General features: G+C 61.6%; 19 protein-coding genes. 4 read left to right on the top strand and 15 right to left on the bottom strand.

The window, feature by feature from the left end; genetic code table 11:
- Positions 1-6 precede the first annotated feature (6 nt).
- The 7 genes from NJC40_RS20920 to NJC40_RS20890 all read right to left on the bottom strand — a co-directional run bounded on the left by NJC40_RS20920 (position 7) and on the right by NJC40_RS20890 (position 6,739).
- Positions 7-1,245: a Zn-dependent hydrolase gene (locus NJC40_RS20920; RefSeq protein ID WP_045491523.1), complete on the bottom strand. Its 1,239-nt coding sequence runs from the start codon at positions 1,243-1,245 to the stop codon at positions 7-9.
- Positions 1,242-1,721: an L-2-amino-thiazoline-4-carboxylic acid hydrolase gene (locus NJC40_RS20915; RefSeq protein ID WP_045491520.1), complete on the bottom strand. Its 480-nt coding sequence runs from the start codon at positions 1,719-1,721 to the stop codon at positions 1,242-1,244. Before NJC40_RS20915 ends, NJC40_RS20920 begins: the two co-directional genes overlap by 4 nt.
- A 148-nt stretch (positions 1,722-1,869) precedes the next feature.
- Entirely contained in the window at positions 1,870-3,018 is a 1,149-nt protein-coding gene (locus NJC40_RS20910) for a branched-chain amino acid ABC transporter substrate-binding protein (RefSeq protein ID WP_045491517.1), read from the bottom strand.
- Positions 3,019-3,203: 185 nt separating this feature from the next.
- On the bottom strand, positions 3,204-3,920 hold the full coding sequence (locus NJC40_RS20905; RefSeq protein WP_045491514.1) for an ABC transporter ATP-binding protein: 717 nt from the start codon (positions 3,918-3,920) through the stop codon (positions 3,204-3,206).
- Complete coding sequence (locus tag NJC40_RS20900; RefSeq protein ID WP_045491511.1) at positions 3,913-4,686, bottom strand: ABC transporter ATP-binding protein; 774 nt, start codon at positions 4,684-4,686, stop codon at positions 3,913-3,915. The genes NJC40_RS20905 and NJC40_RS20900 overlap by 8 nt, the downstream gene beginning before the upstream one ends.
- The gene (locus tag NJC40_RS20895; protein WP_253117184.1) at positions 4,683-5,792 is read right to left on the bottom strand and encodes an ABC transporter permease subunit; all 1,110 of its coding nucleotides are present in this window, start codon (positions 5,790-5,792) and stop codon (positions 4,683-4,685) included. The genes NJC40_RS20900 and NJC40_RS20895 overlap by 4 nt, the downstream gene beginning before the upstream one ends.
- A complete protein-coding gene (locus NJC40_RS20890; RefSeq protein WP_045491507.1) occupies positions 5,789-6,739 on the bottom strand; it encodes a branched-chain amino acid ABC transporter permease in 951 nt (316 codons plus the stop codon). The genes NJC40_RS20895 and NJC40_RS20890 overlap by 4 nt, the downstream gene beginning before the upstream one ends.
- A 186-nt stretch (positions 6,740-6,925) precedes the next feature.
- Here NJC40_RS20890 and NJC40_RS20885 point away from each other — a divergent pair, with 186 nt between their 5' ends.
- From NJC40_RS20885 to NJC40_RS20875, 3 genes are all read left to right on the top strand, one after another.
- Complete coding sequence (locus tag NJC40_RS20885; protein ID WP_253141353.1) at positions 6,926-7,822, top strand: LysR substrate-binding domain-containing protein; 897 nt, start codon at positions 6,926-6,928, stop codon at positions 7,820-7,822.
- An 80-nt stretch (positions 7,823-7,902) separates the two neighbouring features.
- Positions 7,903-8,379 (top strand): OsmC family protein, encoded by a 477-nt coding sequence (locus NJC40_RS20880; protein ID WP_253141351.1) that lies wholly within the window; start codon positions 7,903-7,905, stop codon positions 8,377-8,379.
- A 61-nt stretch (positions 8,380-8,440) separates the two neighbouring features.
- The gene (locus tag NJC40_RS20875) at positions 8,441-8,848 is read left to right on the top strand and encodes a VOC family protein (protein ID WP_253141350.1); all 408 of its coding nucleotides are present in this window, start codon (positions 8,441-8,443) and stop codon (positions 8,846-8,848) included.
- Between the two features lie 310 nt (positions 8,849-9,158).
- Here the strand turns inward: NJC40_RS20875 and NJC40_RS20870 are convergent, their stop codons facing one another.
- The 7 genes from NJC40_RS20870 to NJC40_RS20840 all read right to left on the bottom strand — a co-directional run bounded on the left by NJC40_RS20870 (position 9,159) and on the right by NJC40_RS20840 (position 14,874).
- Positions 9,159-9,398: a hypothetical protein gene (locus NJC40_RS20870; RefSeq protein ID WP_253141348.1), complete on the bottom strand. Its 240-nt coding sequence runs from the start codon at positions 9,396-9,398 to the stop codon at positions 9,159-9,161.
- Positions 9,399-9,473: 75 nt separating this feature from the next.
- On the bottom strand, positions 9,474-11,399 hold the full coding sequence (locus NJC40_RS20865; RefSeq protein ID WP_253117189.1) for a PAS domain-containing hybrid sensor histidine kinase/response regulator: 1,926 nt from the start codon (positions 11,397-11,399) through the stop codon (positions 9,474-9,476).
- The gene (locus NJC40_RS20860; protein ID WP_045491458.1) at positions 11,389-12,249 is read right to left on the bottom strand and encodes a sensor histidine kinase; all 861 of its coding nucleotides are present in this window, start codon (positions 12,247-12,249) and stop codon (positions 11,389-11,391) included. The genes NJC40_RS20865 and NJC40_RS20860 overlap by 11 nt, the downstream gene beginning before the upstream one ends.
- On the bottom strand, positions 12,242-13,258 hold the full coding sequence (locus NJC40_RS20855) for an anti-sigma regulatory factor (protein WP_045494783.1): 1,017 nt from the start codon (positions 13,256-13,258) through the stop codon (positions 12,242-12,244). Before NJC40_RS20855 ends, NJC40_RS20860 begins: the two co-directional genes overlap by 8 nt.
- Positions 13,255-13,659 (bottom strand): anti-sigma regulatory factor, encoded by a 405-nt coding sequence (locus NJC40_RS20850; RefSeq protein ID WP_045491455.1) that lies wholly within the window; start codon positions 13,657-13,659, stop codon positions 13,255-13,257. Before NJC40_RS20850 ends, NJC40_RS20855 begins: the two co-directional genes overlap by 4 nt.
- Complete coding sequence (locus NJC40_RS20845) at positions 13,656-14,018, bottom strand: STAS domain-containing protein (protein WP_045491453.1); 363 nt, start codon at positions 14,016-14,018, stop codon at positions 13,656-13,658. Before NJC40_RS20845 ends, NJC40_RS20850 begins: the two co-directional genes overlap by 4 nt.
- 4 nt (positions 14,019-14,022) lie before the next feature.
- Entirely contained in the window at positions 14,023-14,874 is an 852-nt protein-coding gene (locus NJC40_RS20840; RefSeq protein WP_045491452.1) for an STAS domain-containing protein, read from the bottom strand.
- A gap of 202 nt (positions 14,875-15,076) precedes the next feature.
- On the opposite strand from NJC40_RS20840, the gene NJC40_RS20835 reads away from it, so the two are divergent.
- Positions 15,077-15,631, top strand: a complete 555-nt coding sequence (locus NJC40_RS20835) for a DUF6891 domain-containing protein (RefSeq protein ID WP_253141346.1) — start codon at positions 15,077-15,079, stop codon at positions 15,629-15,631.
- 24 nt (positions 15,632-15,655) lie between these two features.
- Here NJC40_RS20835 and NJC40_RS20830 read toward each other — a convergent pair whose 3' ends face one another.
- Positions 15,656-16,720, bottom strand: coding sequence for a PLP-dependent cysteine synthase family protein (locus NJC40_RS20830; protein ID WP_253141344.1), 1,065 nt, complete (start codon positions 16,718-16,720; stop codon positions 15,656-15,658).
- Between the last annotated feature and the right edge of the window lie 27 nt (positions 16,721-16,747).

The raw sequence follows: 16,747 nt of genomic DNA, 5'->3' as shown, positions 1-16,747 counted from the left end.
AGAGTCTTAATGCTCGTTGGCTTTGGCTAACACCGCCTGCAACAGCACATTCGCCCCGGCCTCGGACCAGTGCGGATGAATATGCTCAGCCTCGTTATGGCTCAGCCCATCGACACAAGGGACAAAGATCATCGCGGTCGGTGCCACCCGGCTCAGGTAACAGGCGTCGTGGCCGGCCCCGGAAATCATTCGCTTGTGGCTGTAGCCCAGTTCCACTGCTGCGCGCTGCACCTGATCGACGCAAGCCGCGTCAAAGGCAATCGGCGCGTACTGGAAGATCTGCTTGAGCTCATGGCCCAGGCCGGTGGCTGCGGCGATATCGGCGACTTCCTTGCGCAATTGCGCGTCCAGCTGCTCCAGCACCGCTTCGTCCGGGTGGCGGAATTCGACGCTGAACAACGCGCGCCCCGGCACTACGTTGCGCGAGTTCGGGTAAACCTGCACCCAGCCCACGGTGGCGCGACCTTCATCGCCTTGGGCCAGGCCCATGGCGTTGACCGCTTCGACGATGCGCGCCACACCGAGCAGGGCGTCGAGGCGATGGTTCATCGGTGTAGTGCCGGCGTGGGCGCTGCGCCCGTGCAGTTCTATTTCGTACCAGCGCTGGCCCTGCGCGCCGCTGACCACGCCAATGGTGATGTCTTCGGCTTCCAGAATCGGGCCTTGTTCGATATGCAGCTCGAACGCGGCATGGATGTCGCGCCCGCCCATGGGTTCGTTGCCCGCGTAGCCGATTTGCTGCAGCGCCTGGCCGATGCTTACGCCTTGGGCGTCTGTGCGCGACAGGCCGTATTCGAGGTCAAATACCCCGGTATAAACCCCCGAAGCAATCATCGCCGGGGCAAAGCGCGAGCCTTCTTCGTTGGTCCAGTTGATCACTTCGATGCTGCGTTCAGTGGCGATGCCATGATCGTTGAGGCTGCGCACCACCTCCAGCCCGGCCAGCACGCCGTAGATGCCGTCGAACTTGCCGCCAGCCGGTTGCGAGTCACCGTGCGAGCCAGTCACTACCGGGGGCAGGCTGTCGTCACGGCCGGGGCGGCGGGCAAACATATTGCCCATGGCGTCGACCTTGACGGTGCAGCCGGCCTCGATGGCCCATTGCTTGAACAGGTCGCGGCCAATGCGGTCTTCTTCGGTCAATGCCAGGCGTGATACGCCGCCCTTGGGCGTGGCGCCGATCTGCGCCATTTCCATCAGCGAGTCCCACAGGCGTTGGCCGTTGATACGCGGTGCCTGGCTCATTGGTCTTTTACCTTGTAGCGGAAATTGCAATGCGACGAGCCCTGCATAATGGTCTGGGTGCGGGTCAGCTCGACATTGGGGTCATAGCCTACGATGAACAATTCATCACGGGCACACGACAGCAGGTGGCCGATCTCGCCCAGGCCCATCTCGTGGTACATCTCGGCGTAGCGGCAGCGGTGCACGTCATAGTCGTAATGGGTCGCATCGCTGGCAATCACATCAACCTTCAAGGCGTCGTCCTGCTCCCACAGCGTTTGCAGGGCGACGAAACCGGCCAGGTCCGGGCCGTTGGGTTCCTTGGCCGCAAAATGCTGGCCGGCCTTGACCGCCGCCTGGCCAACCGCCTCGCCAATCACCGCCTGGGCCTTGTCCTTGCCGTAGTCGCGGACCAGGATTTCGTAGATTGGCTTGATGATCTCGGCTTCGATCCGGCGCCGGGCCAGAATGCCCATTTCGCCTTGTGCAGCGCTCATAGTGGTTCTCCTCTTCACGGTATTACAGGGTACAAACGTAGCGAGCGAAGGTCAGGCAAGGCGAAAACCGACGAGCAAGCGCAATGTACTGAAGTACCTGAGCATTGCGAGCCGGTTTTCAACGCCGCCTGGCCGAGCGCAGCAGTTTTTACTTGCCGCCGGCTACGCTGACCGGTTCCCACTTGTTGCCCTTCACCTGGTAAACGGTAAAGGTCGGGTTTTTCAGGTTGCCCTGTGCATCGAACGCGATGGTGCCGGTTACGCCCTGATACTCGCTGGCGCGCAGCACCGGCAGGTATTTCTTTGGATCAAGGGAATCGGCTTTTTCCAGGGCATTGATCAGCACACCAACGCCGTCATAGGCGAACGGTGCGTGCAGCTCGATCGGCTGCTTGTAACGTTGCTTGTAGCTTTGATCGAAATCCTTGCCGCCGGGCATTTGCTCGACGGCCAGACCCGGCTCCAGGGCGGTGACGCCTTCGCCGTCTTTTTGCGCCAGGTTGAGGAAGGTCTGGCTGACGAAGCCGCCAGCGCCCATCAGGGTCGCCTTGATACCCAGTTGCTTGAGACGACGTGCCAGGCTGGCGGCCTGGGCGTCGACGCCGCCGAAGAACACCAGGTCCGGGTTCTTGCTGCGGATGCTGGTCAGCACGGCGCTGAAGTCGACGGTCTTGTCGTCGACGAACTCGCGGGCCACCACGTTGCCACCGCCGGCTTCAACCGACTTGACGAATTGATCGGCCAGGCCCTGGCCAAAGGCGGTGCGGTCGTCGAGCACGGCGATGCGCTTGGCCTTGAGGTTTTGCAGGGCATATTGGCCGGCGACCTGACCGCCGTCATCGTCATGGCCCATGACCCGGAAGCTGGTGTCGAAGCCTTGCAGGGTATAGCCGTGGCCGGTGGCGACCGGTGCCACCTGGGCGATGCCTGCATCGTGATACACGCGGGCTGCCGGGATGCTGGTGCCGGTGTTCCAGTGGCCAACCACACCGACCACGCCGGCATCGACCAGACGCTGGGCGACGGTGACCGCGGTGCGCGGGTCGGACTGGTCGTCTTCGGAGACCAGCTTGTAGGTCACCGCTTCGCCGGCGATTTTCGGCTTGCGCGCGTTGGCCGCGTCGATGGCCAGTTGCGCGCCGTTTTCCAGGTCCTTGCCGATCCGCGCCGACGGGCCGGTTAGCGGGCCGGCCAGACCGATCAGGACGGTCTGGTCAGCCTGGGCGATAGCTGAGGTCAGGCTGCCGAGTAACAGACCGGCAGCGGTGGCGCGTTTGAAAAGGGTCGAGTACTGCATGGGTGAAGTTCCTTTGATCATTGCCGTTAGGTACACGCCGGCTGCCCGGTAGCGCGGGTTTTAATTCAATCTTGAGCGCGTGTTTATGTAGGAGCGAGCTTGCTCGCGAAGACGGCGGGTCAGGCGATATAGGTGCTGTGACCTTGCTGACCTTTTCGCCAGCAAGCTGGCTCCTACAAGCATCATCATTCTCCAAGGTAGGCGGCGCGCACCTGCGGGTCTTCGAGCAGTTCGCGGGAGGCGCCTTGAAGGGTGATACGCCCGCTGTCCATCACGTAGCCGCGTTCGGTCACTTGCAGCGCCAGCCGGGCGTTCTGCTCCACCAGCAGCAGGGTCATGCCGCTGCGGCACACTTCAGAGATCACTGCGAAGATCTTTTCGACCATCACCGGCGCCAGGCCCATGGACGGTTCGTCCAGCACCAGCAGGCGCGGGCGCGACATCAGTGCGCGGCCCAGGGCGAGCATCTGTTGTTCGCCGCCGGACAGCAGCCCGGCCGGTTGCTCCAGGCGCCTGCGCAGGTGCGGGAACCAGTCGAGGATGCGTTCGATCTGGTCGGCTATGGCTGTCGTATCGCGGCGCAGGTAGGCGCCGGTGTGGAGATTTTCCAGCACGCTCATGCGCGCAAACACGCCTCGACCTTCCGGCACCATGGCCAACCCGCGTTGCAGGCGCTGGTGGGCGCCCAGGCTGTGCAGCGGCTGGCCGTCGAAATGAATGGTGCCCGCACTCGCTGTCAGCAGGCCGGTCAGCGCCTTGAGGGTCGAAGTCTTGCCTGCACCATTGGCGCCGATCAGGGTCACGTGTTCGCCCTCAGCCACGTTCAGGCTCAGCGCGTTGACCGCTTCAATGGCGCCGTAGTGCACCGACAGGTCACGAATTTGCAGCAAGGCTTCAGGCATGGCTGCCGGCTCCCAGGTAGGCCTCGATCACTGCCGGATTTTCACGCACCTGTTGCGGCGTGCCGCGGGCGATCACTTGGCCGTGGTCGAGAACAGTGATGCGGTCGCACAGGCCCATCACCAGTTTTACGTCGTGCTCAATCAGCAGCAGGGTGCGGCCGTCGCGGCGGATCTTGTCCAGCAGCTCGCGCAGTTGCTGCTTTTCCGAGAGGTTCATCCCTGCCGCCGGTTCGTCCAGTGCCAGCAGGCGTGGCTCGGTGGCCAGCGCACGGGCGATTTCCAGGCGCCGCTGGTGACCATAGGAGAGGGTGTCAGCGCGGCGCTCGGCCAGTTCGCCGATGCCGACGTAAGCCAGCCAGTCACGGGCAATGGCGCGGGTCTCGGCTTCTTCCTGGCGGGCGCGGCGATGGCGTAGCAGGGCGGCGAGCACGCCGTTGCGGGTGCGCACGTGGCGGCCAACCATAACGTTCTCCAGCGCAGTCATCGAACCGAACAGGCGGATGTTCTGGAAGGTTCGGGCGATGCCAGCCTGCGCCACCTTGTGCACCGATGACGGCTCGTAACGTTCACCGTCGAGACTGAACTGACCGCTGTCGGCGCGGTACAAGCCGGTCATCAGATTGAAAAAGGTGGTTTTGCCTGCGCCATTGGGGCCAATCAGGCCGTGCACTTCGCCCGCCTGAATCGCCAGGCTGACATCCTGCACGGCGGTCACGCCGCCAAAGTGTTTACTGACATGGCGCAGCTCCAGCAGTGGTTTGCTCATCGACTGACCTCCCGTTGGGCTGGCCATAGACCGGTCGGTCTGAAATGCATCACCAGGATCAGCGCCAGGCCATAGAACAACTGACGGATGATTTCCGGATCGATCAGCACTTCACCAAACAGGCTCATCTGCAAGCTGCCCATGGTCGAGCGCAGCACCTCCGGCAGGGCGGCCAGCAGCACGCAGCCAAGGATCACCCCAGGCACATGACCCATGCCGCCAAGCACGACCATGGCCAGCACCGCCACCGACTCGTTGAGGGTGAATGACTCTGGCGAGACGAAGCCCTGGAATGAGGCGAACAGTGCGCCGCCAATGCCGCCGAACGCAGCGCCGATGGCGAAGGCCAGCAATTTCAGGCGTTTGGTGTCAAGGCCCATGGCCGCTGCTGCGTCTTCGTCCTCTCGAATCGCCACCCAGGCGCGACCGATCCGCGAATCCTGCAAGCGCAGGCAGGCCAGCATGATCAGAACCGCCAGCGCCGCGAACAGGTAGTAATACAGGTGCACCGATGGCACACGCCAACCGAATATTTCCTGGGTGCGCGCCAGGTTCATGCCGAACAACTGGATCGGCTCGATGGAGGCGATGCCTTTCGGGCCATTGGTGATGTTTACCGGCCGGTCAAGATTGCGCATGAAGATGCGGATGATCTCGCCAAAGCCCAGCGTCACAATAGCCAGGTAGTCACCGCGCAGGCGCAGGGTCGGCGCGCCAAGCACGATACCCAGCCCCGCGGCGAGTAACGCGGCCAACGGCACGATCAGCCAGATTGAGGTATGCAGGCCGTCCGGCAAGGCGGCCGCCAGCGCCGGGAACTGGGTCAGCAAGTGCGGCGAAGACAACAGCGCTGCCAGATAGGCGCCCAGCGCGTAAAAGGCAATAAAGCCCAGATCCAGCAAGCCGGCGTAGCCGACCACGATGTTCAGGCCCAGGGCGAGCATGATGTACAGCAGGGCGAAGTCCAGCGTGCGCACCCAGGCGTTGCCACCGGCATACCCGGCCAGCCAGGGCGCCAGCAGCAGGGCAGTGGCGAACAGCACCACACCCAGGTGTGGGCTGGCGCGCCGTGGCAAGTTGATCACGCGGCTGATGATCGGGCTCATGCGCGCACCGCCAGCCGCTCACCGAGCAGGCCGCTGGGGCGCAGCACCAGCACGGCGATCAGCACCATGAACGCGAACACGTCCTGATAGTTGCTGCCAAATACACCATTGGTAAGTTCACCGAGGTAGCCGGTGCCCAACGCTTCGATCAGCCCCAGCAGAATGCCGCCGAGCATCGCGCCCTTGATGTTGCCGATACCGCCGAGTACGGCGGCGGTAAACGCTTTGAGTCCCGGCAGAAAGCCCATATAAAAATGTGCATTGCCGTAATTGCTGGCCATCATCACGCCGGCCAGAGCGGCCAGCGCACCGCCTATTGCGAACGTCAGCACGATCACGGTGTTGGGGTTGATGCCCATCAGGCTGGCGACTTGTGGATTTTCTGCCACGGCGCGCATGGCACGGCCCAGGCGGGTGCGGTTGACCAGCAACAGCAGGGCGCCCATCACCGTCGCGGCGATGGCCACAGTGGCAATCGCCGTGAGGTTGGTGATTGCCGGGGCGCTGTCTTCACTGCCGGCGGTGAGCTCAATCGGGTCCAGCGGCAAGAGCTGAGGGAACATCAGCGGGTTGCGGCTCCAGATCAGCATGGCGACGGTCTGCAATAGCAACGACACGCCCAGGCCGCTGATCAGTGGTGCCAGCCGTGGCGCGTTGCGCAGGCGGCGGTAGGCAACGCGCTCAATCAGCCCGGCCAGCACCGCGCAGACTGCCATGGCCGCCACCGTGGCGATAGCCAGCACCAGCAGGTCCGGGCAGCCGGGCAGTATGGCCTGCAATAGGTGAATGGCTGACAGGCCGACCAGCGCGCCAATCATCAACAGATCGCCATGGGCGAAATTGATGATGCGTAAAATTCCGTAGACCATGGTGTAGCCCAGTGCGATCAACGCATACAGGCTGCCAAGCACCAGGCCGTTGAGCAGTTGCTGGATGAAGGTATCCATGAAGAGCGAAAAGCCTTTGGTTCAAGCGCGGGAGAGCGAAGGCGGCACAGTAGGTAATTATTCTAAATTTATCAAATATCTAAAACTCATATGGTTATAAGTGATTTCGATATGGAATCAATTATCGATTTATCTCAGTAAATATTGAGTGTTCACAAGCAGGTTGAATCGGGTTAAGCTCAATACATGAATAAATTAGAACAGTTTGATAATGACCCTCCACTGCGTGCAGTGCGAACTTTCGAAGCCTTCGCCCGCCATGGCGGGGTCAACGCCGCCGCCCGCGAGCTGGACATTTCGCCTTCGGCCATCAGCCACCAGTTGCGTCTGCTCGAAGAGTTTCTCGGCCAGCCGCTGACCTCGCGGCAGGGCCGTAACCTGATTCTCACTGATGATGGCCGCGAGTATTACCGCGCCATTCGCTCGGCGTTCGCGGTGCTGCGCAGCGCCACCGATCATGTTCGAGAGCAATCGAGCGCTCGCCAGGTGACTATCAGTTTGATCCCGATGTTCGGCATCAACCTGTTCATTCCGCGATTGGCGCAGTTTCTTGCCGATAACCCAGGGGTGGACGTCAATGTCACCTACGCCAACCACCGTAGTTACCCGAGCGATGCGGCCGATATTTCCATTCGTTTCGGCACCGGCCACTGGCCGGGCTATCACAGTGAGCCGATGATGTCCGGCGCGGTGACGCCCTGGTGCAGCCGCGAGTTCTACCAGCGCCATGGCCCGTTCGATTCGCTGCAGGCGCTTAGCGAATTACCGCTGCTGCACGACGAAGAGCGCGGGACCTGGGCGCAATGGTTTCACCGTGCTGGCGTGAAGCATCCGGCGGCTTTGCAAGGGCTGCTGTTCGAGGATGGCCAGCTGGCGTTGAGCGCGGCGCAGAACGGCCTGGGCTGCGCGTTGTTGCGCGAGCCACTGATTACCGGGCTGCGTGATAGCGGGGAACTGGTCAAGCTGTCGGATCTGACACTCGATGACGGGCGAGCCTATTGCCTGTGTCGGCGGGCGGACGGGCAGTTGTCCAGGGAGGGGGTGAATTTATATAGCTGGCTCAAGAGCGGGTTGGGAGGCTGACAAGGCAGGGTTGAGTCAGCCTCTTGTTGGATCGGCCGGAAACAGCCACCCTGTGCATTCTCTATACAAGGAGTCCGCTAATGGCCGACAAACAACATCAGTACCAAGTCAAAGTGACCTGGACCGGTAATCAGGGCACTGGAACCTCTGCTCACCGCAGCTACAGCCGCGATCACCGGATCGAAGCGGCTGGCAAGCTCAGTGACATCGACGGCTCTTCTGACCCGGCCTTTCGCGGCGATCCGGCGCGCTGGAACCCTGAGGACTTGTTGGTCGCCTCGTTGTCGGCCTGCCATAAACTCTGGTACCTGGGCTTGTGCGCCAGCGCCGGCATTGTGGTCCAGGCGTATGAAGACAACGCTGAGGGCGTGATGCTGGAGCAGGCCGACGGTGCCGGGCAATTCACCTCGGTAGTGCTGCGACCCACGGTAACCCTGGCGCCGGGCAGTGATCTGGACAAAGCCCTGGAGCTGCACCATGCGGCCCATGAAACATGCTTCATTGCCCGTTCGGTGAATTTTCCGGTGACCTGTGAGCCGCAGTTGGTGATTGGCTGAGCGGGCCAGCCGCTGACTTGTGCTGGGTCGATTCGAGCGCCCCATAACAACAGGAGGTCGCATGTTCAGCCATATCCAGATCGGCGCCCGTGACTTGCCGAGGATGATCGCCTTCTACGACGCAGTCCTCGCTCCACTCGGGCTGGTTCGCGCCCCTGACGCCGACGATAACGGACCACCGGGGGCCGGCTGGCATAAACCCGGTAGCGGCTGGCCGTTTTTTTATGTGCAATTGCCGTTCAATGGTTTGCCGGCGACCTGGGGCAACGGCGTGCAGGTCAGCTTTGCGGCGGCTTCACAGCAGCAGGTGCGGGATGCCTGGGAGGCGGCCGTGGCGCTGGGGGCTGTCAGCGAAGGGGAGCCCGGGATCCGCGCGCACTACGCGCCCGATTATTACGGCGCGTACTGCCGCGACCCGGAGGGCAACAAGCTGTGCTTTGTGCATGCCAATGATTTGCCAGAACCGTAACGGCAACGGTTCCTAGAATCACCCCGGTCGCGGCCAACCTTTATGGCTAAGGCCAATACTGTTCGGTTAGACCGGCTGCTCCCACAAAGGTATGCGCCGCTTATCCGAACAGTATCGTGGCTAGGGACAATACTGTTCACTTAAGCACTGTATGCCCTCGGTGGGAGCGAGCTCTGCTCGCGAAGAGGCCAGTAAAAACACTACATCTGCTGTGAACGTGCCGCCGTCTTCGCCAGCAGAGCTGCCTCCCACCGAGATTTGTGTACTTAATTGAACAGTATTGTGGCTAGGGAGGTTGCATCGCCTGCCGTCACGCTCGGCCATCGGCAACGTCGCGCTCGATCTTGTCGACTTGACGCTTCAGCTCTTCGGCTTCCTGCTCTTTGGTGCGGATCGTCGTCGGGGTCAGCACTTCATCCACCGCTCGGGTTTTGCCAGACGGATCCTCAAGGTCGCGGCGTACCACATCCACCGGTTTGCCTTGGGCATCCACGGCGCGGCCTGCGGTGTCTGCACCTGCATTACGTTCGAGTTTGCTGTTGTCGTTCATGGTAATACCTCCCGTGCATGTAAGAATGTTGAGAGTTCTCATGCACAGGAGTTCGACTTTTTTTCACCCGCGCGCTTACTGGGCACCGGTCAGCGTGCGCCGTACCTTCTCCAGCAGCTCATGAATCTGGAATGGCTTGAGCAGGATGTCCATGCTGTCGTCGAGAAACAGCTGACGGTTGATGACGCCTGCCGCGTAGCCGGTCATCAACAGAACCGGCAGCGTCGGGTGCTGAATACGGGCTTGTCGCGCCAGTTCCCGGCCATCCATGTACGGCAGGCCAATGTCGGTCAGCAGCAAGTCGAAGCGTGCGCCTTCCTGCAGGTGCATTTGCGCGGTTTCAACATCACTGCACTGAGTGCAACGATAGCCTGCATCTTCCAGAACCTCGGTCACGAACATGCGCACCGAAGCAATGTCCTCGACCAGCAGTACGTGCTCGCCTGCGCCCTCCAGGTCCACGGCAATGCTTGAGGCCTCGGCGCTTACCGGATCACTGCTGGCGGGCAACATGATGGTGACTTCGGTGCCGCGCCCGGCCACGCTGCGAATACTCGCGTTGCCGCCGGACTGGCGGGCAAAACCGTAAATGCTCGACAGCCCAAGGCCGGTGCCCTGACCCAGCGGCTTGGTGGTAAAGAACGGGTCGAACACCTTATCGATCAGGGTGTGCTCGATGCCGGTGCCGTCATCGCGCACGGCCAGCGCCACATAGGCGCCGTCTGCCAGATTCGGATCGCCGCTGGAGCGCGCCATGTAGGTGGTGATCCATACGTGCCCGCCATGGGGCAGGGCATCGCGGGCATTGATCACCAGGTTGAGTACGGCGCTCTCAAGCTGGCTGGGGTCAACCATGGCGATGGCCGGGTGGCTGGTCAGCTCAAGCTTCAGCGCAATGCGCTCGCCCATGGTACGCATCAGCAGTTCTTCCAGTGAGCTGATCCGTTCGTTGACATCCACCGGCCGGGTATCCAGCGGCTGTTTACGGGCAAACGCCAGCAAACGATGGGTCAGCGAGGAGGCGCTCATTGCGGAATTGAGTGCGGCTTCTGCGTAAAACTGAACCTTGTCCAGACGTGAGTCGTTGACCCGCTTGTGAATCAGCTCCAGGCTGGTGATGATCCCGGTCAGCAGGTTGTTGAAGTCGTGAGCGATGCCGCCGGTCAGGTTGCCCAGCGCATCCATTTTCTGCACCTGCAGCAACTGCGCTTCGGTGCGGGCCAACTGGCTGGTGGCGTCATTGAGCTGCGCAAGGTGTGAGCGTTCCCGATGGCGGTGCTCGGTGACGTCTTCGACGAACACCAGGCTCAATCCGGCAGCACGGTATGGCGACAACTGCCATTCGGTTTCGCGCAACTGGCCATGAACCCGCATGTTGAGCAGGCCTTGCCAGCGTTCGCCGGCCACCAGGCGCAAGCGCAACTCATCGAGCATCGCTTGCTGGTCGTCAGCAAAGCACTCTTCGAGTCGCTGCGCATTGCGGTTGTCTTCAATCAGCTGGGTGAAGGCGCGGTTGCACTCGTGCACCTTGAGATCAGCGTCCAGCACGGCGATCGGTGCCGAAACATTGACGAAGATCTCGCGAAAGCGCGCCTCGCTTTCGCGCAGGGCGTTTTCCGTTTCGCGTACACGCAGCAGGGTGCGCAGGGTCGCCAGCAAGACATCGGGATCCACCGGATGGATCAGGTAGGCATCCGCCCCGGCATCAAGACCGGTGATGATATCGCCGGTCTGAATCGAGGCCGCCGACACGTGGATGACTGGCAGCAGTGCCGTGAGCGGGTCGGCACGCAAGCGCCGAACAATATCGAAGCCGCTCATGTCTGGCAGGTTGACGTCAAGAATCAGCGCGTCAGGCAGTTCACTGGCAATCAGTGCGAGCCCTTCGCCGCCGGTGCCGGCTTCATGCACTTGATAGCCGTGACGCTCCAGGCGGCGGCGCAGGGCATAGCGCGTGGCCTCATTATCGTCGACGACCAACAGGCGGATATCAGTTTTCATCGACAGACTCCGCAGCCACTGCCAGCGGAATGACAACGAAGAAACTTGAACCCACCCCTGGCGTGCTTTGTACGCCCACCCGACCGCCCAGCAGCGCGGCAAAGCGTTTGCACAGCGACAGACCAAGGCCGGTGCCGCGCAGGCGTTTCTGCAGCGGTGAGTCGACCTGGGAAAAGTCCTCGAACAGCGTGTCATGCAACTGCGGGTCGATGCCGATTCCGGTGTCGGTCACCGCGAAGCGAATGTGGCTATCGCCCTCAAGCTTCGCAGAAACCCGCACTTCACCCTGAGCGGTGAACTTCAATGAGTTGGAAATGAAGTTGCGCAGGATCTGCGCGAGTTTCTTGTCATCGGTGAACAGGCGCGGCAAACCTACCGGTTCATCGAAAATCAGGTCGACCTGGCCGCGGTCCACGATAGGCCGGAACATGCCGCGCAGGGCTGCGAACAGATCGAACATGTCGAACCAGGCCGGTGAGATGCTGATGCGTCCGGCCTCGATCTTGGCAAGGTCAAGCAGGTCATCGACCATGTCGCTCAGCTCACGCGTGGCAGTGCTGACAAATGCCACCTGCTTGTGTTGCTCAGGGCTCAGCGGGCCGTCCAGTTCGTCGCTGAGCAGGCTGGTAATGCTCAGGATCGAGCCCAGCGGGGTGCGGAACTCATGGCTCATGTACGACAGAAAGCGGCTTTTCAGGTCCGAGGTCTGGCGCAGTTGTTCGGCCTGGGTGTCGAGTTCGGCGTACAGGGCCAGTACCCCTTGATTGGTTTCTTCAAGCTCGGCGCGCAGTGCTTCATTTTCGCTTTGCAGGCGGGCGAGCAGCGACGCCTGTTCGATGAGGTCACTCATGGCGGTTCTCCAGTGCCACGACCAGCACCGTGACATCGTCGCGGCCACGGCAGAAGTCACGGTACAGAACCGTCGCGATCACGGCAGGGTGGCGATAAACCAGACCGGGGTAGTGCTGAAGATTCCAGCGTGACTGCAAGCCGTCGCTATGCATGATCAAAAGATGTCCCTGTACGTGAGGGTAGTCGAACGCTTTTGCCTTGCGGTACTGCGCGCCAACGATACCGGGATGCGAGGCCAGCCCTCGTGAGCGCTCGGCAGTGACCAGGCTGGCGCTGATATTGCCGATGCCGGTGAAACTCAGGTGACCGCCCTGATCGCCTGCCCGGTACTGGGCAAAGCCAGCAGCGCCGCCGCGAGTGCCGAGCATGGCTTGATGCAAGTCGTCCATCAGTATGGCAGGCGCGCTGCAACTCGCCCGCGCAAAGGCCGCCTCGCCGGCGCGAGCGGCCTGTTCGGCCTCCACGCCATGCCCCAGGCCATCGATGACCAGCGCATTGAAACCTTGTGGGTGCAACACCAGATGCCAGCTATCGCCGCAGGCTGGATCGTTGTGCAATGAGTGCTGGCTCACGCCCAGCGCCAGGTCTGGCGTACTGTCACCGCGCGGGTAGAAGCGGGCCAGCACCACCGAACCGCGCGGGTCGGCCTGCACGTCGAAGACGTCGGCCATACGACTGATTGCGCCGAGGCCGATGCCCTGGGTGCCGCCAGTGGAAAAGCCGTCGGTCAGAGCGGTCTGCACATCGAAGCCTGGGCCACGATCCACGGCCAGAATTTCGATCCCGCAACTCTGCGCTCGCGGCAGGACACGCAGATGAAGCTCACCATGCCCGGCGTGCTTGAGCAGGTTGCTGGCCAGCTCGGTCGTGACCAGGGCAACCCGACCGGCATCGGTTTCATCGAACCCGTGCTGCTGAGCGAGCTTTTGTGTGGTGCGCCGGGCGTGCCCCACCTGACTCTGGTCTTCGATCGGCAACACCTCGGTGAGGCTGCCGCTGATATTCATGTCCATCGGGTGATCGTGACTCGCGTTCCCTGGCCGGCGGCCGTGTCCAGTTCAAATTCGTCGACCAGTCGACGGGCGCCGGTCAAGCCCAGGCCCAGCCCGTTGCCGGAGGTCCAGCCGTCGGTGAGCGCCAGTTTGGTGTCCGGGATGCCGGGGCCTTGATCACGGAAGGTCAGGCGCAGGCCGACCCGGGTGTTTTCTTCGAGAATTTGCCAGTCCATGTCACCGCCGCCGCCATACACCACGGTATTGCGCGCCAGTTCACTGACGGCTGTGACCATCTTGGTCAGGTCGACCAGACGCATGCCGCACTCGGTGGCCAGCTTGCGGGCGGTTTGCCGGGCCAGAACCACATCCTGCTCGATGGTGATCGGTTGGGTGCCGCTGCTGCGCAGGATCATCGGCGCGTCACTCGTTCACGCAGCAACTGCATCCCGCGCTCGACATTGAGCGCGGTGCTGACGCCGGGCAGGGTCATGCCCAGCTCGACCAGGGTAATGGCCACCGCCGGCTGCATGCCGACCAGCATGGTTTCAGCATCCATGATGCGCGACAGGCCGGAAATGGTGCCGATCATCCGGCCGATGAACGAATCGACCATGTCCAGCGCCGAGATATCGATAAGCACGCCACGGGCCGAGGTCTTGCTGATCAGCTCGGCCAGGTCGTTCTGCAGGGTCAGGGCGAGCTGGTCGTGCATGTCGACCTGAATGGTGACCAGCAAAAACTCACCCATGCGCAGGATCGGAATTCTGTCCATGGTTTCAGACCGCTTTTTCGACAGAAACACCCAGGCGGGTCAAGGCCAGTTTCAGGGCGTCGGACAGGTTGGCTTTGGTCACCACGCCTTGCAGGTCCAGGCCCAGATGGACGATGGTCTGGGCGATCTGCGGCCGTACGCCACTGATGATGCAGTCGGCGCCCATCAGGCGGATGGCGGTGACGGTCTTGAGCAGGTGCTGGGCCACCAGGGTATCGACGGTTGGCACGCCGGTAATATCGATGATGGCGATTTCCGAACCGGTGTCGACGATGCGCTGCAGCAGCGACTCCATGACCATCTGGGTGCGTTGCGAATCCAGGGTGCCGATCATTGGCAAGGCCAACACGCCATCCCAGAGCTTGACCACCGGGGTGGACAGTTCCAGCAGTTCTTCCTGCTGACGCTTGATCACCGCCTCACGGGACTTCTGGAAGGTGGCAATGGTGTGCATGCCCAACGCATCGAGCAGTTCGGAGACCTCCCAGAGCTGTTCGGCCAGTTGCTCCGGCTCGTTACGGTAGTGCTCTTGCAGCAAGCCAAACAACGGCCCTTTGAACGCGAAGATAAAACTGGCGGTCTGTTGCGAGTCATGGCCTAACAGGGCGCGGCTGGCCGAGAGTCTTTCCAGAAACTGGCGGATATCGGTCCAGCCACTGATCGCAAGGGAGGAGCCATTACCGTTTTCCAGGCCCGCGCTCAGCAGATTGATAAATTCAGACGTCTGTTGCTGCAAGTCGTGTTCTTTGAGATTGCGTGTTGCGCCACTGGCTTGCAGGCCTTTGATCCAGTTATCCAAAAGCTGCGTCTTTTTGTTACGGATCGCCTCGATGGTGCCGATCTGCAGTACCGCCATGTGCCATGCTCCTGAGTATTAAATACACCGGCTTCCCATAGATGACCGGTGTGCGTTGACAGACACTAACTGTCAGAAATAGTTGGGAATAATTTCATTATTTGCACAGGAAATATAGAACCCCTGATTGGCGTCAAGGAACCGCCACCATGCCGCCCGGTCTGCATGTCACCGCCCACATTAAAGCAGAGAGAAACAGCGCATGAACGAGGATGAACAATACATCGCCGACAGCATCCATCTGTGGGTGTGGTCCGGGTATTACACGGCCGAAGAAATGCACGAGATGGTCGACGATATTCTTGAAGATGGCTGTGATGAGGCAATGCTCAAGGCGTTGATCGAACCTGAACTGCAACGCAAGCGCGAAGCGCAGCACAGCTGGGCGCAGCAGACCGATTGCGACCGGCTGGACGCGGTGTTCTATCAGTTACACGAAGAGGGCATCTGCGCCTTGGGCAATGCCGGCTACACCATGTCTGACGGATTCACGGAAGTGGCCGAAGCCATCCACCAGGCACCTGACGGGCATTATCACGGTTATTGCTTCTATCACGGTCAGGACGTGGAACGGTCGATTCAGGAAGGCGGCCTGATGCTCGCCTTCGGCGCGCTGAACGACGACCCGGACATCGCCATGAGCGTTGCCCGGCGTCTTGTCCAGGCGCTGGAGGCGGCCGGGTTTGCGGTGCAATGGGATGGCACCCAGAAGCAGCGGATCGATGTGGCCGGCTTTCACTGGCAGCGACGCAGTTAAGGCATCGCCCGCCAATGTGTGCATTTACAGGGCGTACTGGCGTTGCTGCGCAGGCGCCGGGTCGTGCGTTTGCATTTGATTGCCTCGCAGCAGCCCGTCCAGCTCGCCAATCACCGCATCACTGAGCAGCCCATGGCTGTTCATCCATTGATCATTGAATACCGTGTCCAGGTATTTTTCCCCGCCATCACAGACCAACACCACGGTGGTGCTGTCCGGGCCAAGCTCGCGGGCGTGTTGCAAGGCCTTGTAGATCACACCCCCGGCCGATCCGCCGATCAGTAGCCCGTGGCGTCGGGCAAGGTAGCGTGCGGTTTCGAAGGCCTGGGCGTCAGACACTTTCAAGCCTGCGTCGATCAGCGCGTAATCGATCAACACGCCGATTTCCGCGCCGGCCGGGGTGCCGGTGCCGGACTGATGATAGGCACTGCCTTGACCGCCAAAGATCACCGAACCTTCGGGCTCGACACCGACGATACGCAGTTGTGGCAAGTGGGCACGCAGGGCGCGCCCGGTACCGCACAGCGAGCCGCCAGTGCCCACCGCGCCAAACAGCACATCAATGCCGTTGCCCAGCGCATGACGCAGTTCGTCCGCCAAGGCCTTGTAGCCATTGGCGTTGCCAGGGTTGTTATGTTGCTGGGTCCAGTAGGCACCGTGTTCGGCGGCGATCCGCGCCGCTGTGGCATCGCGGTCGGCGGTGGCCAGACCGCCCCCGGCGCTGCTGACCTGCACCAGTTCTGCACCATAGGCCTGCATGGCGCGCAGCTTGTCGAGGCTGGCGTGATGATCGACGACGGCGGTAAAACGATAGCCGCGTTCAGCAGCGATCAGTGCCAGCCCCTGGCCGGTATTGCCCGAGGTCGATTCGACGATCCAGCCGCCGGGTTTAAGTTTGCCCTGGGCTTCGGCTTCATCGATCATTTGCCGGGCCATGCGAATCTTGGCGGTGCCGGTCGGGTTGAACTGCTCCAGCTTGAGCAACACCCGGCCACTACCAGGCAGCACCGGCAGCGCCAGCAGCGGTGCGCCGCCGATCAGCTCAGATACTCGGGTCTTGATAGGCGATTGCGACTTGATTGCATGCATCTGTCACGCTCCTTGTAAATGAATGGC

It is taken from the genome of Pseudomonas sp. 21LCFQ02, assembly GCF_024129895.2.
Taxonomy (GTDB): domain Bacteria; phylum Pseudomonadota; class Gammaproteobacteria; order Pseudomonadales; family Pseudomonadaceae; genus Aquipseudomonas.
This window is presented reverse-complemented; position numbering and strand designations above follow the sequence as displayed.

Coding starts and splice junctions, on each gene's coding strand:
- NJC40_RS20900 (WP_045491511.1), bottom strand. CDS start 4,686: ATGAGCAAACCACTGCTGGAGCTGCGCCATGTCAGTAAACACTTTGGC.
- NJC40_RS20915 (WP_045491520.1), bottom strand. CDS start 1,721: ATGAGCGCTGCACAAGGCGAAATGGGCATTCTGGCCCGGCGCCGGATC.
- NJC40_RS20850 (WP_045491455.1), bottom strand. CDS start 13,659: ATGATCCTGCGCAGCAGCGGCACCCAACCGATCACCATCGAGCAGGAT.
- NJC40_RS20885 (WP_253141353.1), top strand. CDS start 6,926: ATGAATAAATTAGAACAGTTTGATAATGACCCTCCACTGCGTGCAGTG.
- NJC40_RS20880 (WP_253141351.1), top strand. CDS start 7,903: ATGGCCGACAAACAACATCAGTACCAAGTCAAAGTGACCTGGACCGGT.
- NJC40_RS20830 (WP_253141344.1), bottom strand. CDS start 16,720: ATGCATGCAATCAAGTCGCAATCGCCTATCAAGACCCGAGTATCTGAG.
- NJC40_RS20910 (WP_045491517.1), bottom strand. CDS start 3,018: ATGCAGTACTCGACCCTTTTCAAACGCGCCACCGCTGCCGGTCTGTTA.
- NJC40_RS20860 (WP_045491458.1), bottom strand. CDS start 12,249: ATGAGTGACCTCATCGAACAGGCGTCGCTGCTCGCCCGCCTGCAAAGC.
- NJC40_RS20875 (WP_253141350.1), top strand. CDS start 8,441: ATGTTCAGCCATATCCAGATCGGCGCCCGTGACTTGCCGAGGATGATC.
- NJC40_RS20845 (WP_045491453.1), bottom strand. CDS start 14,018: ATGGACAGAATTCCGATCCTGCGCATGGGTGAGTTTTTGCTGGTCACC.
- NJC40_RS20895 (WP_253117184.1), bottom strand. CDS start 5,792: ATGAGCCCGATCATCAGCCGCGTGATCAACTTGCCACGGCGCGCCAGC.
- NJC40_RS20905 (WP_045491514.1), bottom strand. CDS start 3,920: ATGCCTGAAGCCTTGCTGCAAATTCGTGACCTGTCGGTGCACTACGGC.
- NJC40_RS20870 (WP_253141348.1), bottom strand. CDS start 9,398: ATGAACGACAACAGCAAACTCGAACGTAATGCAGGTGCAGACACCGCA.
- NJC40_RS20855 (WP_045494783.1), bottom strand. CDS start 13,258: ATGAATATCAGCGGCAGCCTCACCGAGGTGTTGCCGATCGAAGACCAG.
- NJC40_RS20840 (WP_045491452.1), bottom strand. CDS start 14,874: ATGGCGGTACTGCAGATCGGCACCATCGAGGCGATCCGTAACAAAAAG.
- NJC40_RS20920 (WP_045491523.1), bottom strand. CDS start 1,245: ATGAGCCAGGCACCGCGTATCAACGGCCAACGCCTGTGGGACTCGCTG.
- NJC40_RS20865 (WP_253117189.1), bottom strand. CDS start 11,399: ATGAAAACTGATATCCGCCTGTTGGTCGTCGACGATAATGAGGCCACG.
- NJC40_RS20890 (WP_045491507.1), bottom strand. CDS start 6,739: ATGGATACCTTCATCCAGCAACTGCTCAACGGCCTGGTGCTTGGCAGC.
- NJC40_RS20835 (WP_253141346.1), top strand. CDS start 15,077: ATGAACGAGGATGAACAATACATCGCCGACAGCATCCATCTGTGGGTG.